Below are 22,767 nucleotides of genomic sequence, written 5' to 3' on the forward strand. Positions count from 1 at the left end.
AGTAACCTGATCATTGAAAACCCTATGTCGATACATAGGGTTTTTTATTGGAAATAGGCTTTGAATTCTAAAAATATCACGTATATTGGGCAGATTAGAAAATTAAGATAGGAATAATTTGATGAAAAAACTCATCATTTTGGGGATCATGTTATCAAGCAGTCTGGCTTTTGCCGATGATGCAAAACAGAAGGCAGCGATTGCACAAAAACTGGTATCGGTCGATGGCACGGAACAGGGGGTGCAAAACACCGATAAAATGATTCTAGAACAAATCCGGATGCGTTTGCCCAAGGATTTGCCAGAAAGTTTCTATAGCGATTTAACTAAGAATCTGGATAGTGAGCAACGGAAGCAGTTTATTGTACAGCGCTATGTCGAGAGCTTTAGTGAAAAAGAATTACAGGCTGCGTTGAATTTCTACCAATCTGCTGAAGGGAAGGTCTGGGCCAAGAAAGCTAGTGATGTTGGCAGTGAGGTAGCACATTTCACCACGCAAAATGCGCGCAATGCACTGAATACCACCATGCAACAGTATAGTGAAAACCCTAAGGTCAAGCAGTTAATGCAACGGATGAATCCGCAAGCTGCCCAGACGGGCAATGAGAAAACAGAAATTAAGTAAATAAAAAAGGGATCATACATTAAGCATGATCCCTTTTTGTTTTTCTGTCTTTAGAGAGTACGGGAAATCAACTCTTTCATGATTTCATTGGTACCTGCATAAATACGGTTGGCACGGTTGTCGATATAGGCACGTGCGATTGGATATTCCAGCATGTAGCCATAACCACCGTGTAACTGTAAACATTCATCCACCACTTTCGAGAACATATCGGAAATTTTATATTTTGCAGCGGCAGCAGCATCAACACCTAAGCTTTCTTCGAGTTGTAACTCCATACAGCGATCTAAATAAGTGCGACAGAAATCAATTTCAGTCCGTAATTCAGCCAGTTTAAAACGGGTGTTCTGGAAGGTGCTAATGGCTTTGCCGAAGGCTTTACGATCTTTGGTGTATTGAACGGTATGCGCAAAAGCAGCTTCAGCGCCCGCCTGACAAATGATGGCAACCAGCATACGTTCCCATGCCAATTCTTTCATTAGCATCATAAAACCCATACCTTCCATACCGAGCAGGTTTTCTTTCGGAACGCGAACATTGTCAAAGAACAGCTCACAGGTATCCTGACCTTTCATCCCGATTTTATTCAGAGGCTTGCCTTTACTGAAGCCCACACGATCGGCTTCCACAATAATTAACGACAGATTGGCAGAACCTTTTTCACTATTGCCAGTCTTACACACCACGATGGCCATATCGCATAGATAGCCATTGGTAATAAAGATTTTTGAACCATTAATCACATAGTCATCGCCATCCAGTACCGCGGTAGTACGAACGGCTTGCAGGTCTGAACCTGTTCCTGGTTCAGTCATGGCAATCGCGGTGACAGCCTCACCCGTTGCCATTTTTGGCAGCCAGTGCTGCTTTTGTGCTTCATTACCAAAGTTGTTGATATAGTTGGCCACGATATCTGAATGTAATGAAAAACCTGTGCTCGAATCCATGGCATAGGCTTGCTCTTCAATCAGAATCATACTATAGAGACGATCAACACCTGAGCCGCCATATTGCTCTGGCATGGTGGTACACAGCAAGCCCAGTTCGCCTGCCTTATTCCATAAGTCGCGGTCAACATGTTGTTGTTTTTCATATTTTTCAATATTTGGAACAACTTCTTTTTCATAGAATTTACGTACAGTTTCACGAAATGCTTCATGATCAGAAGTAAAGAGTTTACGCGCGAGCATGTTTGGAACTGGACGAATTGCACCTGATTGCATTTGTTATATTTTCCCTGGTTTGTTGAATGTAAATCATCCTCCTCACCATACAAGAAAGGGAAAATAGTGAACAATGTGATCAATGCTCAATTTGATTGATGTATTTGGTCACTTGAGAAAAAACGCTGCGAAGTTAAAGGGGGATCAGGTACACTATCAGAGTAAATGGTTGCATAGTGGAACAGATAATGTCTGATGAAATGACACTGGAAGAACGTAAGGTCGTGTATCGTGCACGTCGTGGTTTAAAAGAAATCGATGTATATTTTGACCCATATGTTAAAAATTACTATCTCACTGCCGATCCGGCTGAAAAGGCCTTATTCGCAGAGCTGGTTGATCAGGAAGATCCGGACTTGCTGGACTGGTTCATGGAAGTTGGGGAACCGCCACGGACTGAACTGAAAGCATTTATTCTCAAACTAAAACATTATGTCCACGGCTGATCGTGTTTTTGAGTTGCAATACAGTCGTTTTTCGATGGTATTGCAACTGTTTATGCTGCTGTTGATTGTTAGCCTGACCTATTCTTTGCTTTCTTTGGCGGTATGGTTAGGCAGTTGCTTCATATTGGTATTGAGCTGGTTTCTATTTCTGCAGCAACCCCGATTAAAACGTTTTGAGCATCTCGACCAACAGGCGTGGTCATTTGAATTTTATGATTCATCTCTTCCGATCCAGACCCGTTCCATCACAAGAATAATTGATCATCAAGCTTATATCGTGCTGTGCTTTTCTGATCCAAAACATAAAAATTTCATCATCTGGTGGGACCAGTTATCATTTTTACAGTGGAAATCCTTAAAATTACAGGCAAAACTGGGCTAATTGTTTGACAATTCTACATCTGTATATAATTAATTATTTTATAAATTTCAATGATATATTATTTTTAGGCGTGTATTTTGCTGCGATTGTTAGGTTAAAAACTCTAAAAAATAGTGAAAATTATGATTGTCAGACAATCTGCCCCTCAAGACCGATTTATTTTCGTTAAAGTACAAACACCAACGTAAAGTGTGGTGGAGGTCCAAAATGGAAATTCCAACATGGTCGTTTCTGGTGATCGCAATTGTCTTTGCGATTGTAGTAGGAAGAGCAGGAACTTTACTCAGGGAATATCTTGAATCACATCAACCTGTTGCTGTGACCAAGAGAAAGAGATTGAAAGTATCATCAATATATCACGCTCCTGTGAATATCGATGGTGAACGCCAATCTAGTATCTATCAAAAGTAGATACGAAAAGTATAGGAGGTCTCTATGGAGATTTCAATGTGGATGTTTCTGGTAATTGCGATCGTTATAGCGATTGTAGTAGGAAGAGCCGGGACATTACTCAAGGATTATTTTCAACAAAACTAAAAGATAAAGAGTTTCACGATTTTACCAGTTAATAAGTAGCATGTGCTGAACCGTCGCAATGCTACTTTTTTTTGCCTGAAATTTCTGTATCGCCGCAGATCTGTCAATTTATTCATGTGTGAAGTATGTCAAAATGTCCCTGTAAAATTAGAGCAATTACTCTTTAATTCAGGAATTGCATCTGATAATGTACAGCTAAAAGGAAAAAACAAATTATTAGAGGGACAGGAAGTATGTCTAAACTCCATAAAATTGGACAAGGCGTCGCGGTAGCTTTGCTGACTACATCAATGTTATCTGGATGCTCATACGTTGTTAAAACTGGAGCAAATGTCGCATTAGGTTTTGGTGAAAAACATATCGTTCCACCGATTTTGGCCATGGATGATGCTGAAATGGTGTGTAACTCAGGCAATGCATTAACGCCTGCAGTGATGTCAACCAAAGATATGGGGGCAGACCCGACCCGTATGGCAGTGCTGCTGTATACCGCAGCCGGGATTTGTGCTGAAAATCAGGCGCTGGAAGCAGAATTACGTTATTTACGTGCCTCTAAAGCCGGTCAGGTGACAGAAGCGCAGGATGCGCGTATTGAACAGAAACGTTGGGCCGGCATTGCGGCTGAACGTCAATATGCAGGTTATCAACTTTTTGCCCATCGTTGGGAATCAAAATACAAATATAAATTAGGCGATTCATGTCCAACCATGCGTAATGATCTGGATCAGACCGTGTATTTACTCGGTATGGTCAGTGGCTTGCAAGCCATGACCAATGACATTAACTCGGGCGGTGCAATCAATGTGCCTAAGGATATTGCCGGGATTGTTGAACGTGGCATGACCTGTCTGGACAATGAAAAATTCTGGGGTGCGCCAATGGCGACTCGCGCCGTGATCTGGACTTTATTGCCTGGCGCTGGCGATGGTAAACCTGAACCGTATGCCACCATGAAACAATCAATGGCGATTGGTGAGAAGAAAGGTGTGCGCTTATCCCATGCTTTATATGCTGTTGCAGCACAAGCCAGCGGTGATGATGCCAAATTACGTGATGCACTGCGTTCTTATGCAGCCGCAACAGGTGATGACAAACCTGCAAATCCTCAGTTCAGACTGATTGATAAAATGGCTGGTTTAATGGTACGTGGCATCGCAGACCGTTACTGGACTGAAAATACCGGTGTCAGAGCAAGCGATGAAGGCATGACCACATTCTGGGATGACAAACAAGAAAGTTCAGCTGAACTGGATTCACTCTTTGATGGGGGTGGCGAGGCAGCCTCTGCACCAGCACAGGATGAGGCCGCTCCAGCGCAAGAAACGCCAGCTGAGTAACCTGAATTAAACGGCCTTTTACCTCACCAGCACTTACACTGGGTAAAAGGTCTGTTTTTTCAAGAGGTGGTCAATCAATGAAAGATCAAATATGGATAGAAAAAGTCATTTTGATCGCGATATGTGTATCCATATCGGCATGTCTACAAGTTTTTTCCGATTATTTCATTTATTGGAGACCGAGTTTACTCACTGAATTCTGGCGGTTATGGACTGCACATTGGGTACACGTGGGCTGGATACATTTTCTGTTAAATATGCTGGCCTTTGCGTGTTTACCTTTTATTTTTCCGCATGTCCGTAATTGGCATTTATGGTCATTACTGCTGGTTTTGCCACCATTCATCAGTTTGGTTTTCTATTTCTATTTACCTTATATTGATGCCTATGCCGGGCTTTCAGGCGTACTACATGGCTTGTATACCGCGGTAGGACTGGTATATCTGCAATATAAGAAAGAACGTAAGTTCGCCTTGCTGGTTTTAGCCCTGATTGCAGCAAAACTGATTTGGGAAAATACCTTTGGACAGACGGGAACAGCGCAGTTAATTGGTAGTCCCGTGCTTACTGAGGCACATTTGATTGGTGCTATCGGTGGCGTACTAGCTGGTTTAAGTTATTTATTTATAAAAAGGAAAAAAATAGAGCACATCTAAATTGATAAAAACAACCAACAAAAAAGTGATTGTAGTCATTCTTTTTTGAAAAAATTTGATTCAAATTTAAGCGGTTTAAAGGGATTGGTTAATAAGAGGGTAAATTCATTTATCTATCAACCATGGACAGCGCATGATTCAACATCTTTGGATGGATGTTGATAAGAATAAACTGGAATAGACATGCAAAATGATCAAGAGAAAAAGTCTGGATTAGCCCGGTTAGGCTATATCTGGAATGATTGGATATCAACCTTCATCATTCTTGCTTTGTTGCTAATGACTTTGCTTATTGGTACTGGCGAGATGATTCACGGTCAAATGCTCCGTATGGGGGAGCGACTTTACGGTGATCAAACCACAGGGATGCAATATTCGTTTTTGCGGGCTGAGCCTGAAAAACCATCTTGTGATCGACATCCGAATATTGATGCACAAGTACAGGCACAGATGAAGGCCAATGCGGCGGATGAATTTGCCAGTATGTTTGGTGCAGCTTCTGAGTCTGATGTACGTACATCTTTGTTGGCCGCACAGCAACAATGTGAAGAAAAGTATCAATTCTATGATAAAGCCATGAAGCACTTGGAAGCTCATCCAAGTATTCGTACTTATCGTAAAGTTGAAACGACTTTCTTTGGTATTTTTAAATACGGTACTGAAAATCAAACCATCATTTTATTGATCATGGTGTTGTTTGCTTCAGTAACAGCTTCTTTACGTTATCACCATATCAGTTTACGTGCGCCAAAAACCAAGATTGATTTCCGGGTTTATTCAGCGTTGATGGTAGCGGGCAATGCCTTACTGAGCTATTCAGTGGTCAGCCAGTATCATTCTGTACTGAACTCCGGGGTTGAGGTTGCTGGAAAAACCACAGTCTTGTACTGGTTGTGGATTGCGTTATTTGTATCCCTGACCATTATCAGTATCTTCCAGTTTATCTTTATACCGAAGACGGCTCAGCCGAAAGGTAACTTTGGTTTAGCCTTACTCAGTGTGCCACTGTACGCGTTCATGTCGCTAGTGACTGGTATTGTATTTACCTTCTTCATGGACTATCCAATGGGGCAAGGGATCTACTTGGGTATTCTGGTGGAATTCTCGGGTATTTTCCTGAATCTTGCACTGTTTATCTGGGCAGGTATGTTACTGACCCAAACCCGTGTGATGGATTTATTCTTAAATATCCTGCGTCCATGGAACCTGGCACCGGAAACTTTAACCTGGTTGATTCTGATTGCAGCAGCGATTCCAACCGCCTATACCGGCGCTTCCGGGATCTTCGTAATTGCAGCCGGCGCAATCATTTATAAGGAAGTCTGGAACTCCGGCGCGCGTCGTCAATATGCATTGGCTGTATCGGCCATGTCAGGCTCTTTAGGTGTAGTGATTCGCCCATGCTTGCTGGTGATCCTGATTTCAATGCTCGACAGTCGTCATGTGACCTCTACCGAATTATTTGATCACGGTATCTATGTTTTCTGGTTAACTGCGTTTATTTTCCTCGGTGTTTCATTGATTCTTGCCGAAGAAAAATTCCGTGTGAATTCACCTAAGGTTGCAGTGCCTGGCATGTTGCGTGCATGTGTACCTGTCATTCCTTATGTGATTATCGGCTTTGCTGTCGTGATGTTCTATAAGCTGGCTTTAGATACGTCTATTAATGAATTCACTGCACCAATGATTTTACCGTTGGTGTTGATTGCAATGATCTTGTTTGACAAGTTATTTGCATCAAAAGTGGCACCAGCACCTGTGGTTGATCCTAAGCATGAAGCACTGGTTCGTGAACATGAGAAAAAATCTGAGTTCCTCAAGTCTCATGATCCACATGGGGGTAAGCACTTTGGTTTTGGTGGTGCATTACGTTTCGCCACCTCAGAAACAGTTGGGCATATTGGTGCGTTGATTCTGCTAATGGCCTTGTCTGCAAGCGTCGGTGGCTTAATCGAACGTGCTGAAGTGGTGGAGTTATTACCAACACACTTGGGCAATATCTATATTTCACTTGCCTTTATTGCACTGTTACTGGCGATTATTGGGATGACCACCGATCCATTCGGTGCGGTGATTCTGGTGGCGGCAACGGTTGCACCTGTGGCCTACGAGAATGGTATTCATCCGATCCACTTCTGGATGATTGTACTGGTCGCCTTCGAATTTGGTTATGTAACGCCACCGGTTGCCTTGAACCACTTGCTAACGCGACTCTCCGTCGGGGATGAGGAGGTCTCGGCCGCCGACAGGGAAGCGAAAGAGAAATACACCAGTTTCTACTTCCGTTATGAACGTTGGTTATTGCCGATTATCGTATTGTTCTCATCGTTGGTGCTGGTGACCTATGCACCGTATATCTTCCAGATGTTTGGCTGGTATAAGCACTAACAATTGAAATTAAAAAAGCACCTACGGGTGCTTTTTTAACGTCTTTATTTTTATTTATTGAGTCTGCTTTTTGCTTTGGATCAGCGGACTGCATAATAAAATTGCCAATAAAATAATGCCGAAACCAATCACACTGTATAAATCTGGCACTTCTTTCCAGAGTAAAAAGCCCCAGATTCCGGCGAAGATAATCGCAATATAATTCACAGGGGCAATTTGTCCAGCAGGGGCAAGACGGTAGGCATGCGACATAAAAATCTGGCTGACATTGGCTAGGACACCTGCCGCGACCAGGAAAAATAATTCATGCAGATGATAAGGTCGCCATACCCAGAACATCGGAATCACCGAAAGCAGGGAACCAATCAGACAGAAATAAAATACGATCCGTTCTGGTGGTTCGGTTTGGGTCAGGGCACGAACGGTGACAAAGGCCATAGAGGCCAATAGACTTGAACTGATGCCGACAATGGAGATCCAGTTTAATAAACCTTGATCGGGTTTTGCCACACAGAATACGCCAATAAATCCCAGCCCTGCAGCGCATAGCATCGCCGTGGTAACTTTTTCTTTCAGGAATAACCAAGCAATTAAAGGAATAAAAATCGGCGAAGAATAGGTAAATACCATGGCATTGGAGAGTTTCAGATGTGCGATGGCATAGAAGAAGCCATACATGGCAGCAAGGCCAACAATACTGCGCCAGGTATGCATCCACAGTTTTTCCGTTTTTACAAATCCAATGCCTTGCTTAAAAATAAAAGGCAGAAACAGGATCAGCCCCACCACATTACGGAAAAACACAATGGTGTAATTATCGACCGTATGAGAAGCATAACGAATACAAATACCCATTACAGAGAAAAGTAGTGCAGAAATCGTTAGGCAACCAATCGCCAAAAAGAGATTGCGATTCGTTTGGGGAGTATCCATAACCAGGGCAGTATCGAGAATTTGGGCTTATTTTATGCCTGTGCGGAAGTGAAAGGAATGTATTTTTCTAATAGGACTGCTTGATACACATCAAACGATGTGATCAGAAAATTGTTTTAGATAATCACTCGGTGTCATGCCAGTTTCGCGTTTAAACATGGCACTAAAGGCACTGGGACTCTCATAGCCTAAATCTAAGGCCACATTCAGCACGGGTTTATACATGGCTAAATCAATCATGGCTTGCATCAGTTTTGCCTGCCGAACCCAATGGGAAAAATGTAGGCCAGTTTCTTTTTGAAAATGACGTGCCAGCGTTTTAGTGCTGATATGTAAGTGTTGCGAACTTTGTTCCAGACTCCATTCCAAAGCCAGATTTTCTTTAATGCGCTGGCATAACTGCTGAAGCTTGGGGCTTTGTGGTTCGGGCAAATTAAAGGCCAGTGCGGGTAAGAGACGAACTTCGTCCAGAATTAGCTGTAGCAGCCTTTCATTGCGACTAGCTGGTTGAATATGGCTTTGTATATGCATCGCACTACTGATCAATTCACGTAATAACGCTGGAATTGCCACCACGCGACATTGATCTGGCAGATCATTTTGAGTTGAACTTTCAATAAAAACGCCTCTTGCTTTAACTTCACCGCTACTCAATAGCGCATGCGGTTTATGTGCTGGAATCCACACACCACGTCCAGGCGGTGTAATCCAGATGCCTTCATGGGTTTGTACCCGGATTACGCCAGTCAGGGTATGGATTAACTGGATACGGTCATGACGATGCCAGTCTTCAATATGGCCATGCGGATAATTCTCCGAGAAGGCATAGACCGGATAATCCAGAAAACCATGTTGAAAATTTTTTCCCATACTCAGCTAAACCTGAAATAATTTGTCCTTTTTGCGATAGTTATCGTCTTTTCATCGAGAAACTATAAGCTGATTATTTTTTAGCATGATCGGTACGGCTATGTACAGGTTTTGATTATGTTTCAGAAAGCTTATTTTTATCCATTGTTCGCCATTTTATTTTGGGCCGGCAATGTGGTGGTGTCCAAAATGGCGAGTCATGCCATTTCTCCTGTGGCAATTACCTTTTATCGTCTGGTACTGGCGCTCGCGGTGATGAGTACCTTTGTATTGATTCCGGTCTGGAAAAACCGGCATACCATCCAGCAATACTGGAAGCAATTGGCATTGGGCGGTTTCTTGTCGGTATCATTATTTCAGTTCTTATCCTATCAGGCCGCAGCGACGACCACGGCAACCAATATGGCGATCGTCACCGCCTTGATTCCATTACTCACCATGATCTTGAGTAGCGTGATGCTTAAAGACCGGATCAGCTATGGCATGCTATTCGGCGGCGCACTGTCTTTTTATGGCATTTTATATTTATTGGGTCATGGCAGTATTCGTAATATATGGGGGCAGGGCGTACATCTCGGCGATGGCTTGATGCTGGTTGCAGCAGCAGGCTATGCTTTATATGGGGTGTTATTAAAACGCTGGAAAATGCCGATTCCTGCCTGGCAATCGAATTTCGTCCAATCCAGCTTTGCGATTTTATATGTCTTACCTTTTTTTGTGTTTTTACCCGCCCAAGATATACAGTTAAATCAGCAAACTATTCCGCTGATTGTTTATGCCAGCATTTTCTCATCGGTATTGTTATCTTATTTATGGATTGAAGGCGTCCGACATTTAGGACCGAATCGCAACAGTATCTTTATGAACCTGTTGCCTTTATTTACCGCATTGATTGCAGTAGCCCTACTCGGCGAACATTTACAAATGTTCCATTATATTGGTGGTGGTTTGACTTTGGTGGGAATCTTGATTGCGCAAACGATTCAGAAACCAGTTCAGTTGAAATCGCGTTCTGAACAAATTTTAGATTAAAACGTTCAGCAATAAAAAAGCTTTAACGAAAGTTAAAGCTTGTTCGGTTTCAAGAGTGATTCTGGGCAGCGAGTTGTGCCTCTAATAACTTGATCTGCTCTTCCTTCAGTTTAAGCATTTGATCAACATCTTCATGTTGCTGCTTAAGCTCATGTTGCTGCTCTTGAAGTTGCAGGTGAATATCATCCAGTTTTGCAATTTCTTCCTTGGCCAGACTGTCATTGGCTGGAAGCGGCGCTTTAATAATCGATTCTTCAACCAGCTTAATCGGCTCTACAGACTCATTTTCCGCAGTCACGGTTTCATTGCTGACTGCAGGGTCTGGTTGAGACGTGGTAACAGCGGTCTGAGCCGCAGCAGGTTGAGTTGGTGTTGTTGTCGATTGCTGATCTTTTTGTGCTAAAAACCATTGGACAGCAAGGAACAGAACCACAACAACACTTATTCCACCGATGATCATCCATAATAATCTGGAATTTTCAGTTGGATATGTGGACATCATTTTTAACCTTTCTAGTCAAAATGACGAGGTTTGAACTGTATCACCCCAATTTCATCTGGCTCAGCGGGTTGTTGCTCTTCCACGTGGGTCGGGCGCTTCTCGCTATAAGCACATTCGATACATTCAATCCACTCGTCATCCACAGTGATGATCTTAACCACACGATCTAACGCTCCACATTTGGGACATTTTGCACCCGCGATGAATTGTCTTTTCATGTCAGTTCATTACACCCTGTGAATAATAATGACATAGTTTAAGCGGTTTTATCTGTGTTCGTCCAACCTTGATGACGTAATAACGCATCTATTTTAGGCTCTCTTTTTCGGAAATTGCGAAACGCATCAAGTGCTGTATCTTTTCCGCCAACTGCTAGAATAAACTTTCTAAATTCTTTTCCAGTCTCGGTATTAAAAATACCTTCGCTTTCAAAACGGTCAAAGGCATCACTGGCTAAAACTTCTGCCCATTTATAAGAGTAGTAACCCGCAGCATAGCCACCCGCGAAAATATGACTGAAACTGTGCTGGAAACGGTTATAAGGTACGGCAGGAACAACGGCAAACTTAGCGCGAATTTCATCCAGCGTTTCCTGAATTTGCTGGCTGTTTAAAGCTGGAGCTTGGCGGTGAATGGTCAGGTCAAACAGCGCAAATTCAATCTGACGCAGGGTTTGCATACCCGACTGGAAGAAACGTGCATTCAATAATGCTGATAGCAGTTCTTGCGGCAGGGTTTGTTTGGTTTCGGTATGTTCACTCAGGACATCCAGACTTTCATTGTCCCACGCCCAGAATTCCATGAACTGACTTGGCAACTCCACTGCGTCCCATGCTACGCCATGTGTACCTGCAACCGAGATATTATCCACTTCGGTGAGCATGTGGTGTAAGCCGTGTCCGAATTCATGGAATAAGGTAATCACTTCATCATGGGTTAGCAGGGCAGGTTGATCGCCAATCGGTGGAGTAAAGTTACAGACCATGTAGCAAATCGGTTTTTGCAGACCATTCGTGGTTTGTACGCGGGAACGGAAGCCGCTCATCCATGCGCCACCACGTTTGCCATTGCGGGCATATAAATCGAAATAGAAACCACCGACCACTTGACCTTGATCTTCAATTTCAAAATAGCACACATCATCCTGCCAAACGGCTGCCTGACGTTCGACGATCTGGATACCGTACAGGCGTTGCACGATCTGGAATAAACCTTGTACCACTTTAGGTGCAGGGAAATATGGCTTAAGCGCTTCTTGAGAAAGGTTGAACTGTTGCTGTTTCAACTTTTCAGAGTAATAGGTTGCATCCCACGGTTTGAGTTCTTCAATGCCATCTTGCTGTGCAATCGCCTTGAGCGCTGCAATTTCAGCCAGTGCTGGGGTGCGTGCATGTTCTGCCAGATCGACCAGAAATTTATCCACCGTTTCGACATCAGGCGCCATTTTGCTGGCCAGTGAATATTCAGCGAAATTATTGAAACCTAGCAGTTGCGCCATTTCCTGACGTAAGCTGAGGATTTCTTCCATCACAGGGGTGTTATCAAATTCAGTCTTGTCAGACTGCTCAGATGCGCGGGTGACATAGGCCTTATACAGCTCTTCTCTTAGTTCACGATCCTCGGCATAGGTCATAATGGCAAAATAGGCTGGGAAGTCGAGTGTGGCAACAGCCTGCTCAAGCTCACGCTGTTGTCCGTATTGTTTTAACAGTTCAACGCTGCTTTGCGGTAGGCCTTTAAGTTGTGCTTCTGTTAAAGGCTTAAAGTAGGCCTGGGTTGCATCGAGCACATGATTGGAGAAGTCTGAAGACAACTGCGATAAACGTGCCGAAATTTCTGCATAACGTTTTTTGGCTTCACCTTCGAGAGCCACACCAGACAGTTTAAAGTCACGAAGTGCGAGCTTAATAGCACTTTGTTGGGCTTCGCTGAGTGTTTGAAATGCAGGGCTATCATGAATCTGCTGATAGGTTTGATATAGCGCCGTGTGTTGTCCAAGCTGGGTGTAGTATTCGCTTAAACTTGGTAAAAGTGCCTGATACATTTCACGGGTTTCGGCATTGTTCATCACAGCATTGAGATGCGACAAAATGCCCCAAGACTCACTCATATTATTTTCAAGCTGATCGACTTCACTCAATGTCGCCAGTTGTGCTTCGGTGCCTTGTGGGACCTCATTGAGTTGATTCAGGAAGTCTTGACCGTTTTGAATCGTTTGTTCGATCTGTTGTTTTAAGTCGGCAAGTTGAATCTGATCAAACTGGGGAGTGGGAAGTGTCGCTTGCTGTAGTGTCATTGTATTTTTGCCATATCATTTCTAAACATAGTTATAGATGTAGGGCTTAGCGGGAGAGAAATCAAGGTTGATTGATTATTTATTCGTTGAGTTTTGCTTTGCGATTTGGATTTGATCAATTGATAGCACATAGGTACCAAAAGAACTTTGACGTGTAGATAACTTTAATGTGAGATGACCATCCTTATACTTTACATATTGTTCCGATGTCATTCTAAAGATCGGTATGTCGGAATAAACTGTTTTAAAATAATAGATATTGCCATGTCTCGTATGCTTTTTTTCAGCAATCGCTGCTACCTCTATCATTTGCGAATCCCCAGTGGTATATGTCCAGATCATTGGAAGCGTACCCGCAAAGTTGAGCCAGAGTACGGGAATAATGAATAAAGGGAAAATAAATAAAGCATAATATTTAGGTTGTTTTTGTACTTTCCCCCATTGTCTAGGAATTACCCATTCCTGTTTCTTTTTCAAATAGAGAAAATAAATGAGGAGTAAAATATAAAGAAAACAAGAAATGATCAAGGCGACAATTTTTAGCGTAAAGCTAGGTGAAAAATTACCCCCAAAAAAGAATATAGCGGTACCGATTGTGAGAAAGAAAAAGAGAATTGAAAAGTAATGATGATAGTAATATTTGGTGATGCGGTAGTGAATCATTAGGATTTTATTTATATTTAGAAATAGTCTATCTATTCATTATATAACAAAAAATAAGAGAGCCGAAGCTCCCTTATCTCTTATCAATTACTCAGCCTTTGCTTTCGCATTCGACTTTTTCTTTTTCACTTTCTTTTTGGCCTTCTCTTTCGTATCCGGCTTAGCCGAAGCCTTCTTAGCTGGCTTTTTACTATAAGAACTTGGTTTGTTCTTATCCTTTTTCTTGCGTACAGGCTTTTCGCCGTCTTCACTGACTTTAGCTTTCGTCGATGAAGGTGCTTTGCCAAATACTTCTTCCGTTGTTGACGCACGATTCGGACTAGAAGGATTTGCAGTGCGAGGTGCTTTCTGGCGAATCACACGACCGAGATGGGTTAATTGCTGAACCAACTGGAAGTCAATTTTACGTTCTTCCAGATTTACGCCGGCCACTTGGATCTTGACTTCATCACCAAGGCTAAATGATTGACCACGATTCTGACCGATGAGGCTTTGGCTGGCCTGATCATACAGGAAGAAGTCTTCACCGAGCTGACTCACATGAATCATGCCATCCACATACAAGTCTTTGAGGGTGACGAACAGGCCGAATTCGGTTACTGCACTAATCACACCGACAAACTCGTCGCCCAAATGCTGTTGCATATAATGGCATTTCAACCAGGTGGTGACGCTTCGTGATGCTTCATCGGCACGACGTTCAGTTTGTGAGAAATGCTCACCCGCATCATCTAATGCTGCACCTGAAAGCGGGTAAGGTTTCTTATCAAGATAAGCCTTAATCGCACGGTGTAACAATAAATCCGGATAACGACGAATTGGCGAAGTGAAATGCGTATAGGCTTCATAAGCCAGACCGTAATGTCCCGCATTGTTCGCACCATAATAGGCTTGCATCATTGAACGTAACAGTACTGCATGAATACTTGGAGCATCCAGACGATCTTTGGTCGCTTCAATCACGGCTTGGTAGTCGGCCTGAGTTGGCTGTTCAGGGAACGGTAAGCCCAGTAATTTGACGAAATCACGCACTTTTTGGATACGGGAGAACTCGGGTGCTTCATGCACACGATACAACATTGGAATGTCATGCTCTAATGAATATTCTGCTGCGGCAACGTTGGCCAGCAACATGCATTCTTCAATCAGTTTATGCGCATCATTACGGGTACGTGGCAAGATTTCCTTGATTCCGCCTAGCTCATCAAACGTCATGTAGGTTTCAATGGTTTCAAACTCCATTGCATGACGTTTGGCACGTAACTCTTTCAGCGTTTGGTAAAGCTGGAATAAAGTGTTTAATGATTTATGAATGGTTTTATCTGCCGGGATGGCATCTGTGGCACCTTCAAAATACTGACCGACTTGGGTATAGGTCAACCGTGCCTTGGAATGCATCACCGCAGGGTAGAACTCATAACCTGTCACTTTACCGGCACGTGACAGCTTTAAATCGCAGACCATACACAGACGGTCTACATGCGGATTTAAAGAGCATAGACCATTGGATAAGGCTTCAGGCAACATCGGTAATACGAAGTGCGGGAAATAAACCGAGGTCCCACGCTCTTCAGCTTCTTCATTTAAAGGTGAATCTAAACGGACATAATGGCTCACATCGGCAATCGCGACCACCACACGATAACCACCACCTGCACGTTTTTCTGCAAATACTGCATCATCGAAGTCGCGTGCATCTTCACCATCGATCGTCACGAGGGGTAAATCGCGTAAATCAACACGACCTTTACGATCCTGTTCAGAAGGTTCTTTAAAGCTTTCGGCTTCCTTAATCACAGCTTCTGGAAATTCATAAGGCAAACCAAATTCTAGAATGGTCTGCGGAATAATGATTTCTGTATCGGCTTTATCCGCCATCGACTGCACCACATGCCCAGTCGCCAGTTCTTCACGGGTCGGGTAGTCATCAATAGCCACGCGTAGCATATCGCCCACTTTGGCATTGGCATGTTCAATCAATTCTTTTTCTAAGGTAATCGGTTGATGCTGATTGGGATTACCCGGTTGAATAAAATACTCACCTTCATGCTCAGCCACTTTACCAATAATCTGTTTAACCCGGCGCTGTACCACTTCGGTAATAAAGCCCCAAGCTTTACCTTTACGGTCAACGGAGGTCTGACGGACTTTAACGCGATCGCCATTAAAGACCAGACGTAATTCGCGTTCAGGCAGGAGCACATCATCCTGACCTGCAATGTTGGCAGTCCCCAAACCTTTACTATTGATATAAACCGTGGCTTCATGGCTCGGTAAATCGGTTGCAGGCTGGGATTTGAATCCATCCTTCATCAATTGCCCATCACGTACCATCGCACTTAAACGATGATTTAATGCATCAATACTTTTCTGATCGGGGATATTGAAGTGGTCAACCAGCTCTGCATGAGACTGGGCAGCTTTTAATTGTTCTAATGTAGTTAAAATAAGAGTTCGGCTAGGAATAGGATTATCGTAACGTTGCGCTTCTGCTTTTGCTTCGGGATCGGCCCAATTTTTAGTCATATCGTTTCATTTCACATCTGGCAGATCGGTTTAGCATAAGTCATTCAAACTCTAACTGCACGTCAAAGATTGCAAGATTCTGTTTATTGGCCCGATCCAAATAAAGGAGATAACGCTATATTAACAAGCGTAGCACTAAAAAATGCTGAAAAAATACGAAAATTGATTAAAAAGTATTTGATTGAGCTGAAATAGTGGAAAAAAATAGGAACATCCCTTGTGTAATGTGGTTTTAGTTTGTATTATTGCGCTCGTGTTACGGTGAGATGGGTGAGTGGCTGAAACCACATCCCTGCTAAGGATGCATACGGGTAACTGTATCGAGGGTTCGAATCCCTCTCTCACCGCCACTTTACTTAAGGCGCTCATAGCTCAGCTGGATAGAGCACTTGGCTACGAACTAAGGGGTCGGGAGTTCGAATCTCTCTGAGCGCACCAAGTAAAGATTTAAAGTAACACACGCCTGAATAGGCAGATAAGTAATGCGCTCATAGCTCAGCTGGATAGAGCACTTGGCTACGAACTAAGGGGTCGGGAGTTCGAATCTCTCTGAGCGCACCAACTTAAAGTGAAGAAACCGCTTAATGGCGGTTTTTTTGTGCCTGAGTTTTAAGAGATATAAATCATTACGCTGCTATAAACGGCTAAAATATAATATAGGCTCAGTAAAGCCATAAGTATACTTCTTGATTTATTTGAGAATATTTTTAATAAAGTAGAAACCATAAAAGCAATCAATAAAAACATCCACCCTCCAATGAATGTGATGATCCAGAGCTTCCAATTCTTTTTCTGTATTACGGCTGGGGTATTGGGGGCTAGTTGTTGATAATCTAAATGAATTAAATTTCCTTTAAGATCAATATAATCAATCGCTTTAAGCTGGTATTCAGGCTGGTTATTTCCTATCGGAATTGTTTGATAGTAATGGATCGTTTGGATTGCATGATTCGGCTGCTTAAGCTCTTGCTGGCATAACTTCATGAGTTTGACATCACACTTCATTATTAAAGAATTATTGGTGTTGGTTGGAAGTATGATTGATGCGCCCACTCGTTCGCGACGAATGTAGGCTTCGTTGCTCAAGTCGATGTATTGCTTCGAGATTTTCCAAGTTTGGTTTCGGGCAAGATTGACTTGATGTAAGGCAGCTTGATGAGCCGAACTAAAAATCAATATAAGGATGAAAGAAAAAAGAAAACACAAATAAGCAGATTTAAATTGATCTGAAGTGGAGTCCTCTTCAGGATTGTTCTCAAAAATAGTTTTTAGCATTTTCTCTCTTGAGCTCAAGCTATTTTAGCTCGATTTTAATTTCCTGTTCTCTTCTTAAATAAAGCATGGAAATGACTAGTAAGGCCCGAGTAGGTCATATATGTATATCATAAAAATGATAATACCACGGGAAAACTAAGCTATTGTATATTGATGTTTGAGGTCATTTAAACCTATGGTTTCAGGTAGTTTTAAGTTGCTAAATGTTAAACTTTATGCGTGGTAGTTATAGACAAAATCTGATGAATTAAAAAATATCAGAGTTTAGTTTTTGCAATAGACTGAGATTAAAAATTATAAATATAAAAAAGCCGCTGATCAGCGGCTTTTTTATTTGATCTATTTAGAAGTGATTTACAGAGCTGAAGAGGTGATCTGTAAGATTGTTGAGTGGAGATTGCAGTGAAACAAGATCTGTTAAAGCACCACTATTTGGATTTGGTTCGCCAACAGCAATGCCTGAAGATACAGTACCTGTCAATGCATCCAAGATGCCATCGATACTTCCATCAATACTATAATCACCATTGCCAGCACTTACACTGATGAGGTTATTAATACCGTCAAATGAACCGTCACTGAACAGTGTGCTGACATGATCTTGCAAGCTATCAATCGTCACATTTCCATTACTGATTACGGTCTGAATCGGTTGAGCAATACCAGAAATAATATCTCCGCTATTTACACCGCCGCTGATACCACCTGTAAGGCCACCGATAATGTCAGTGATTGAGCCTAAAGGCCCGCCGTCACCGCCACCGATACCGCCCGTAATACCGCCGATGATGTCTGTGATTGAACCGAGAGGACTGCCTTCACCACCACCGATACCACCGGTAATGCCACCGATGATGCCTGTGATTGCACCTAAAGGACCGCCTTCACCACCACCGATACCACCAGTAATGCCACCGATAATGTCAGTGATTGCACCTAAAGGACCGCCTTCGCCACCACCGATACCACCGGTAATGCCACCGATGATGTCAGTGATCGAACCTAAAGGACCGCCTTCGCCACCACCGATACCACCCGTAATGCCACCGATAATGCCTGTGATAGCACCTAACGGACCGCCTTCACCGCCACCGATACCACCCGTGATGCCACCGATGATGCCTGTAATTGCGCCTAGAGGGCCGCCGTCACCACCGCCAATACCACCTGTAATGCCACCAAGCAGGCCACCGACATCAGTCAGGTCACCGACTGCATGTTGAACCAAACCAGAAGCGGTTGAACCGTTGTTGATCAATGTACCCACCACACCAGTAAGTGAACCGGCAGCACCACCGATATCAGCGCCTGCCAGATCAGAAATGGCTTCAAGTGTGCCGTTTACGGTATCGCGAGAAGTTTCAAAGGTGAGGGTACCCAGATTGGTCAGGTCAGTCACTGGATGAACACCCGGAAGTACGCTACCAGTTGCACCACCGACCGTGCTAATACCGGTGTTGATAATATCTGTTTTCAGGCTTTCAACGCCTTGTAGTACATCAATACCAGTTTGAATCACGCCAGTGACAGGATTGTTGCCTAAGTCACCACCCGTAATGCCGCCAATGATTCCAGTGATTGCACCTAAAGGACCGCCATCACCGCCACCTGTAATACCACCAATGATGCCTGTGATTGCACCTAAAGGGCCGCCTTCGCCACCACCGATACCGCCCGTAATGCCACCGATGATGTCAGTGATTGAGCCTAGAGGACCGCCTTCACCGCCGCCAATACCACCGATGATGCCTGTGATTGCACCTAAAGGACCGCCTTCACCTCCACCGATACCACCCGTGATGCCACCAAGCAGGCCACCGACATCAGTCAGGTCACCAACTGCATGTTGAACCAGACCGGAAGCGGTTGAACCGTTGTTGATCAATGTACCCACCACACCAGTAAGCGAACCGGCAGCGCCACCAATATCAGCACCTGCCAGATCAGAAATGGCTTCAAGTGTGCCGTTTACAGTATCGCGAGAAGTTTCAAAGGTGAGGGTACCGAGATTGGTCAGGTCAGTCACTGGATGAACACCTGGAAGTACGCTACCAATTGCACCGCCGACCGTGCTAATACCGGTGTTGATAATATTTGTTTTCAGGCTTTCGATACCTTGCAGTACATCAATACCAGTTTGAATCACGCCAGTGACAGGATTGTTGCCTAAGTCACCACCCGTAATGCCGCCAATGATTCCAGTGATTGCACCTAAAGGACCACCTTCGCCACCACCGATGCCACCAGTAATACCGCCGATGATGTCAGTGATTGAACCTAAAGGACCGCCTTCACCACCACCGATACCACCAGTGATTCCACCGATAATGTCAGTGATTGAACCTAAAGGACCGCCTTCGCCACCGCCGATACCACCAGTAATGCCACCGATAATGCCTGTGATCGCGCCTAGAGGACCGCCTTCACCACCACCAATGCCACCCGTAATTCCACCAAGCAGGCCACCAACATCAGTCAAATCACCCGCAATATGTTGAACCAAACCAGAAGCGGTTGAACCATTGTTGATCAATGTACCTACCACACCAGTAAGCGAACCGGCAGCACCGCCAATATCAGCACCTGCCAGATCAGAAATGGCTTCAAGTGTGCCGTTTACGGTATCGCGAGAAGTTTCAAAGGTGAGGGTACCGAGATTGGTCAGGTCAGTCACTGGATGAACACCTGGAAGTACGCTACCAATTGCACCGCCGACCGTGCTAATACCAGTGTTGATAATATCTGTTTTCAGGCTTTCGACACCTTGCAGTACATCAATACCAGTTTGAATTACGCCTGTAACAGGATTGTTGCCTAGGTCACCGCCTGTGATACCACCAATGATTCCAGTGATTGCACCAAGAGGCCCACCTTCGCCACCACCGATGCCACCCGTAATGCCGCCGATGATGTCAGTGATTGAGCCTAGAGGACCGCCTTCACCACCACCGATACCGCCTGTGATACCACCAATGATGCCTGTGATTGCGCCTAAAGGACCGCCTTCACCGCCACCGATACCACCGGTAATACCACCAAGCAGGCCACCGACATCAGTCAGGTCACCGACTACATGTTGAACTAGACCAGAAGCGGTTGAACCATTGGTGATCAATGTGCCGACAACACCTGTAAGCGAACCGGCAGCGCCACCAATATCAGCACCTGCCAAATCAGAAATGGCTTCAAGTGTGCCGTTTACGGTATCGCGAGAAGTTTCAAAGGTGAGGGTACCAAGATTGGTCAGGTCAGTCACTGGATGAACACCCGGAAGTACGCTACCAATTGCACCACCGACTGTGCTAATACCGGTGTTGATAATATCGGTTTTCAGGCTTTCGACACCTTGTAGTACATCAATACCAGTTTGAATTACGCCTGTAACTGGATTGTTACCTAGGTCACCGCCTGTGATACCACCGATGATGCCTGTGATTGCACCTAAAGGACCACCTTCACCACCACCGATACTACCTGTAATGCCACCAATGATGCCTGTGATTGCACCTAAAGGACCACCTTCACCACCACCAATACCACCAGTAATGCCACCGATAATGCCTGTGATAGAACCTAACGGACCGCCTTCACCGCCGCCAATGCCACCCGTAATACCACCAATGATGCCTGTGATTGCGCCTAAAGGACCACCTTCACCACCGCCAATGATTCCACCAGCATTGGTCAAATCACCAGCAATATGTTGAACCAGACCAGAAGCAGTAGAACCGTTGTTGATCAGTGTACCCACTACACCTGTAAGCGAACCGGCGGCACCACCAATATCAGCACCGGCTAAATCAGAAATGGCTTCAAGCGTACCGTTTACAGTATCGCGAGAGGTTTCAAAAGTAAGTGTTCCTAAATCTGCAAGATCGCCAATCGGATGCTCGGATTGATGAACTGCCCCAATAATCGTCCCTGCCACTGTATCAATACCGGTATTGATCACTTCTGTTTTTAAGCTCTCAAGGCCTTGTAGTACATCAATACCAGACTGAATTACACCTGTGACCGGATTATGACCAAGGTCACCGCCAGTAATGCCACCAATGATATTCGTGACCGCGCCAAGCGGGCCGCCTTCTGTACCCCCCGTAATACCACCGATAATGCCTGTTACAGCACCTAGTGGATTGCCACCAGCGCCCCCTGTGATACCACCAACAATATTTGTAACGGCACCTAATGGACCACCATCGGTTCCACCGGTAATGCCACCGATGATATTTGTTACCGCGCCTAGCGGATTGCCAGTAGCGCCGCCTGTAACTCCTCCAATAATATGTGTGACCGAATCAAGTGGACTACCGCTTGTTCCGCCTGTCACACCACCAAGAATATTTGTCACTGCCCCGAGAGGATTGTTGGCTGCTCCGCCAGTAATACTGCTAACCGTATTGGTTAGTGTATTGGTTGAAACGATATTGGTAATGCTAGAGAGAGACAGGGGAGCGAGGAGTGAACCGCCAACATGTGATGTTGAGCTATTACTATCGACGAGACTCGAAGTAATGCTTTTAATGGGTGATAGAAGACTTTTAAAAAGCATAATGATACCTATATTCTTAAAGTTGTGTTGTTCTAAGTAATTATTAGCGTGCTATGATTATTTTGTGATTAAAGTCACATTAATCGCTTTTAGTGTTATATGTGGCAATTCTTTTGTCAATCTGTAACGTGATTAAATCGGATTGTTAAATTTGAGTTTAAGTTGCTGAATTATATTTATTTTATTCAGAAAAACATTCTATTAAATCTACATATGTATTTTATTCTAAAAATTATTATAAACATTATAGGATGAAATATAATCAAATATATCAGGCAATTAAAATGATTTTTTTCTTTTAAAATTGCTTTTTACTTAGACAAATGGCCAGAAGTTTATAAAATTTGTAACTCATTTGAAATTAAATATTTCTAGTTTGATGTTTTTAATAAAACATATAATTATTAATTACTTACAAATATTACATCACTCTGTTTTAAAATAAAAATCCAGTAAAAATGTTGCCTACTTATAGGGTCATGTCGGGTTGTTAAAAAAAACTTATTAATCAACACTTATATCGT

The 22,767-nt window shown here is 43.7% G+C and carries 18 protein-coding genes and 3 tRNA genes; 11 read left to right on the forward strand and 10 right to left on the reverse strand.

All coding sequences use genetic code 11. From position 1 onward, the window contains the following. Positions 1-121 precede the first annotated feature (121 nt). Entirely contained in the window at positions 122-625 is a 504-nt protein-coding gene (locus J699_RS07575; RefSeq protein ID WP_032868662.1) for a DUF2059 domain-containing protein, read from the forward strand. A gap of 50 nt (positions 626-675) precedes the next feature. Here J699_RS07575 and J699_RS07570 read toward each other — a convergent pair whose 3' ends face one another. Continuing rightward, on the reverse strand, positions 676-1,848 hold the full coding sequence (locus tag J699_RS07570) for an acyl-CoA dehydrogenase family protein (RefSeq protein WP_032868663.1): 1,173 nt from the start codon (positions 1,846-1,848) through the stop codon (positions 676-678). Positions 1,849-2,036: 188 nt separating this feature from the next. Between J699_RS07570 and J699_RS07565 the strand changes: the two genes are divergently transcribed. The 6 genes from J699_RS07565 (at position 2,037) to J699_RS07545 (ending at position 7,594) form a co-directional block, all read left to right on the forward strand. Further along, positions 2,037-2,294 (forward strand): succinate dehydrogenase assembly factor 2, encoded by a 258-nt coding sequence (locus tag J699_RS07565; protein WP_005227398.1) that lies wholly within the window; start codon positions 2,037-2,039, stop codon positions 2,292-2,294. Further along, complete coding sequence (locus tag J699_RS07560) at positions 2,281-2,676, forward strand: hypothetical protein (protein ID WP_032868664.1); 396 nt, start codon at positions 2,281-2,283, stop codon at positions 2,674-2,676. Before J699_RS07565 ends, J699_RS07560 begins: the two co-directional genes overlap by 14 nt. Positions 2,677-2,883: 207 nt before the next feature. Further along, positions 2,884-3,087 carry a hypothetical protein gene (locus tag J699_RS07555; RefSeq protein ID WP_005227396.1) on the forward strand — a complete coding sequence of 68 codons (204 nt, stop codon included), beginning with the start codon at positions 2,884-2,886 and terminating at the stop codon, positions 3,085-3,087. 359 nt (positions 3,088-3,446) lie between these two features. Continuing rightward, the gene (locus J699_RS07550) at positions 3,447-4,550 is read left to right on the forward strand and encodes a hypothetical protein (protein WP_005227394.1); all 1,104 of its coding nucleotides are present in this window, start codon (positions 3,447-3,449) and stop codon (positions 4,548-4,550) included. Positions 4,551-4,627: 77 nt separating this feature from the next. Further along, entirely contained in the window at positions 4,628-5,206 is a 579-nt protein-coding gene (rrtA, locus tag J699_RS0218725) for a rhombosortase (RefSeq protein ID WP_032868665.1), read from the forward strand. Positions 5,207-5,389: 183 nt separating this feature from the next. Beyond that, a complete protein-coding gene (locus J699_RS07545; RefSeq protein ID WP_032868666.1) occupies positions 5,390-7,594 on the forward strand; it encodes a TRAP transporter large permease subunit in 2,205 nt (734 codons plus the stop codon). A gap of 54 nt (positions 7,595-7,648) precedes the next feature. Here the strand turns inward: J699_RS07545 and J699_RS07540 are convergent, their stop codons facing one another. Together J699_RS07540 and J699_RS07535 are read right to left on the reverse strand one after the other, a co-directional pair. Continuing rightward, complete coding sequence (locus J699_RS07540; protein ID WP_032868667.1) at positions 7,649-8,527, reverse strand: DMT family transporter; 879 nt, start codon at positions 8,525-8,527, stop codon at positions 7,649-7,651. Between the two features lie 90 nt (positions 8,528-8,617). Continuing rightward, positions 8,618-9,397 (reverse strand): AraC family transcriptional regulator, encoded by a 780-nt coding sequence (locus J699_RS07535; protein WP_032868668.1) that lies wholly within the window; start codon positions 9,395-9,397, stop codon positions 8,618-8,620. Positions 9,398-9,514: 117 nt separating this feature from the next. Here J699_RS07535 and J699_RS07530 point away from each other — a divergent pair, with 117 nt between their 5' ends. Further along, positions 9,515-10,429 (forward strand): DMT family transporter, encoded by a 915-nt coding sequence (locus tag J699_RS07530; RefSeq protein WP_032868670.1) that lies wholly within the window; start codon positions 9,515-9,517, stop codon positions 10,427-10,429. Positions 10,430-10,478: 49 nt separating this feature from the next. On the opposite strand, the gene J699_RS07525 is transcribed toward J699_RS07530, so the two are convergent. The 5 genes from J699_RS07525 to rnr form a co-directional block, all read right to left on the reverse strand. Beyond that, positions 10,479-10,931: a hypothetical protein gene (locus tag J699_RS07525; protein WP_032868671.1), complete on the reverse strand. Its 453-nt coding sequence runs from the start codon at positions 10,929-10,931 to the stop codon at positions 10,479-10,481. Positions 10,932-10,942: 11 nt separating this feature from the next. Then, positions 10,943-11,149, reverse strand: coding sequence for a YheV family putative metal-binding protein (locus J699_RS07520; RefSeq protein ID WP_004660391.1), 207 nt, complete (start codon positions 11,147-11,149; stop codon positions 10,943-10,945). Between the two features lie 38 nt (positions 11,150-11,187). Next, positions 11,188-13,227, reverse strand: coding sequence for a M3 family metallopeptidase (locus J699_RS07515; protein WP_032868672.1), 2,040 nt, complete (start codon positions 13,225-13,227; stop codon positions 11,188-11,190). Positions 13,228-13,302: 75 nt separating this feature from the next. Then, positions 13,303-13,890, reverse strand: a complete 588-nt coding sequence (locus J699_RS07510; protein ID WP_032868675.1) for a hypothetical protein — start codon at positions 13,888-13,890, stop codon at positions 13,303-13,305. An 87-nt stretch (positions 13,891-13,977) separates the two neighbouring features. Next, on the reverse strand, positions 13,978-16,416 hold the full coding sequence (gene rnr / locus J699_RS07505) for a ribonuclease R (RefSeq protein WP_032882840.1): 2,439 nt from the start codon (positions 16,414-16,416) through the stop codon (positions 13,978-13,980). Between the two features lie 260 nt (positions 16,417-16,676). Here rnr and J699_RS07500 point away from each other — a divergent pair. The 3 genes from J699_RS07500 to J699_RS07490 all read left to right on the forward strand — a co-directional run bounded on the left by J699_RS07500 (position 16,677) and on the right by J699_RS07490 (position 16,977). Then, positions 16,677-16,766 (forward strand) — tRNA-Ser (locus J699_RS07500). A gap of 11 nt (positions 16,767-16,777) precedes the next feature. Beyond that, positions 16,778-16,854 (forward strand) — tRNA-Arg (locus J699_RS07495). A gap of 46 nt (positions 16,855-16,900) precedes the next feature. Continuing rightward, positions 16,901-16,977: transfer RNA gene (locus J699_RS07490), tRNA-Arg, on the forward strand. Between the two features lie 48 nt (positions 16,978-17,025). On the opposite strand, the gene J699_RS07485 is transcribed toward J699_RS07490, so the two are convergent. Then, on the reverse strand, positions 17,026-17,691 hold the full coding sequence (locus J699_RS07485) for a hypothetical protein (protein WP_032868678.1): 666 nt from the start codon (positions 17,689-17,691) through the stop codon (positions 17,026-17,028). A 343-nt stretch (positions 17,692-18,034) separates the two neighbouring features. Continuing rightward, the gene (locus J699_RS19815) at positions 18,035-22,243 is read right to left on the reverse strand and encodes a beta strand repeat-containing protein (protein WP_228133442.1); all 4,209 of its coding nucleotides are present in this window, start codon (positions 22,241-22,243) and stop codon (positions 18,035-18,037) included. Positions 22,244-22,767: the final 524 nt, after the last annotated feature.

This window comes from Acinetobacter sp. 1000160, from assembly GCF_000588715.1.
Taxonomy (GTDB): Bacteria; Pseudomonadota; Gammaproteobacteria; order Pseudomonadales; family Moraxellaceae; genus Acinetobacter; species Acinetobacter courvalinii.

Coding starts and splice junctions, on each gene's coding strand:
- J699_RS07575 (WP_032868662.1), top strand. CDS start 122: ATGAAAAAACTCATCATTTTGGGGATCATGTTATCAAGCAGTCTGGCT.
- J699_RS07570 (WP_032868663.1), bottom strand. CDS start 1,848: ATGCAATCAGGTGCAATTCGTCCAGTTCCAAACATGCTCGCGCGTAAA.
- J699_RS07565 (WP_005227398.1), top strand. CDS start 2,037: ATGTCTGATGAAATGACACTGGAAGAACGTAAGGTCGTGTATCGTGCA.
- J699_RS07560 (WP_032868664.1), top strand. CDS start 2,281: ATGTCCACGGCTGATCGTGTTTTTGAGTTGCAATACAGTCGTTTTTCG.
- J699_RS07555 (WP_005227396.1), top strand. CDS start 2,884: ATGGAAATTCCAACATGGTCGTTTCTGGTGATCGCAATTGTCTTTGCG.
- J699_RS07550 (WP_005227394.1), top strand. CDS start 3,447: ATGTCTAAACTCCATAAAATTGGACAAGGCGTCGCGGTAGCTTTGCTG.
- rrtA (WP_032868665.1), top strand. CDS start 4,628: ATGAAAGATCAAATATGGATAGAAAAAGTCATTTTGATCGCGATATGT.
- J699_RS07545 (WP_032868666.1), top strand. CDS start 5,390: ATGCAAAATGATCAAGAGAAAAAGTCTGGATTAGCCCGGTTAGGCTAT.
- J699_RS07540 (WP_032868667.1), bottom strand. CDS start 8,527: ATGGATACTCCCCAAACGAATCGCAATCTCTTTTTGGCGATTGGTTGC.
- J699_RS07535 (WP_032868668.1), bottom strand. CDS start 9,397: ATGGGAAAAAATTTTCAACATGGTTTTCTGGATTATCCGGTCTATGCC.
- J699_RS07530 (WP_032868670.1), top strand. CDS start 9,515: ATGTTTCAGAAAGCTTATTTTTATCCATTGTTCGCCATTTTATTTTGG.
- J699_RS07525 (WP_032868671.1), bottom strand. CDS start 10,931: ATGATGTCCACATATCCAACTGAAAATTCCAGATTATTATGGATGATC.
- J699_RS07520 (WP_004660391.1), bottom strand. CDS start 11,149: ATGAAAAGACAATTCATCGCGGGTGCAAAATGTCCCAAATGTGGAGCG.
- J699_RS07515 (WP_032868672.1), bottom strand. CDS start 13,227: ATGACACTACAGCAAGCGACACTTCCCACTCCCCAGTTTGATCAGATT.
- J699_RS07510 (WP_032868675.1), bottom strand. CDS start 13,890: ATGATTCACTACCGCATCACCAAATATTACTATCATCATTACTTTTCA.
- rnr (WP_032882840.1), bottom strand. CDS start 16,416: ATGACTAAAAATTGGGCCGATCCCGAAGCAAAAGCAGAAGCGCAACGT.
- J699_RS07485 (WP_032868678.1), bottom strand. CDS start 17,691: ATGCTAAAAACTATTTTTGAGAACAATCCTGAAGAGGACTCCACTTCA.
- J699_RS19815 (WP_228133442.1), bottom strand. CDS start 22,243: ATGCTTTTTAAAAGTCTTCTATCACCCATTAAAAGCATTACTTCGAGT.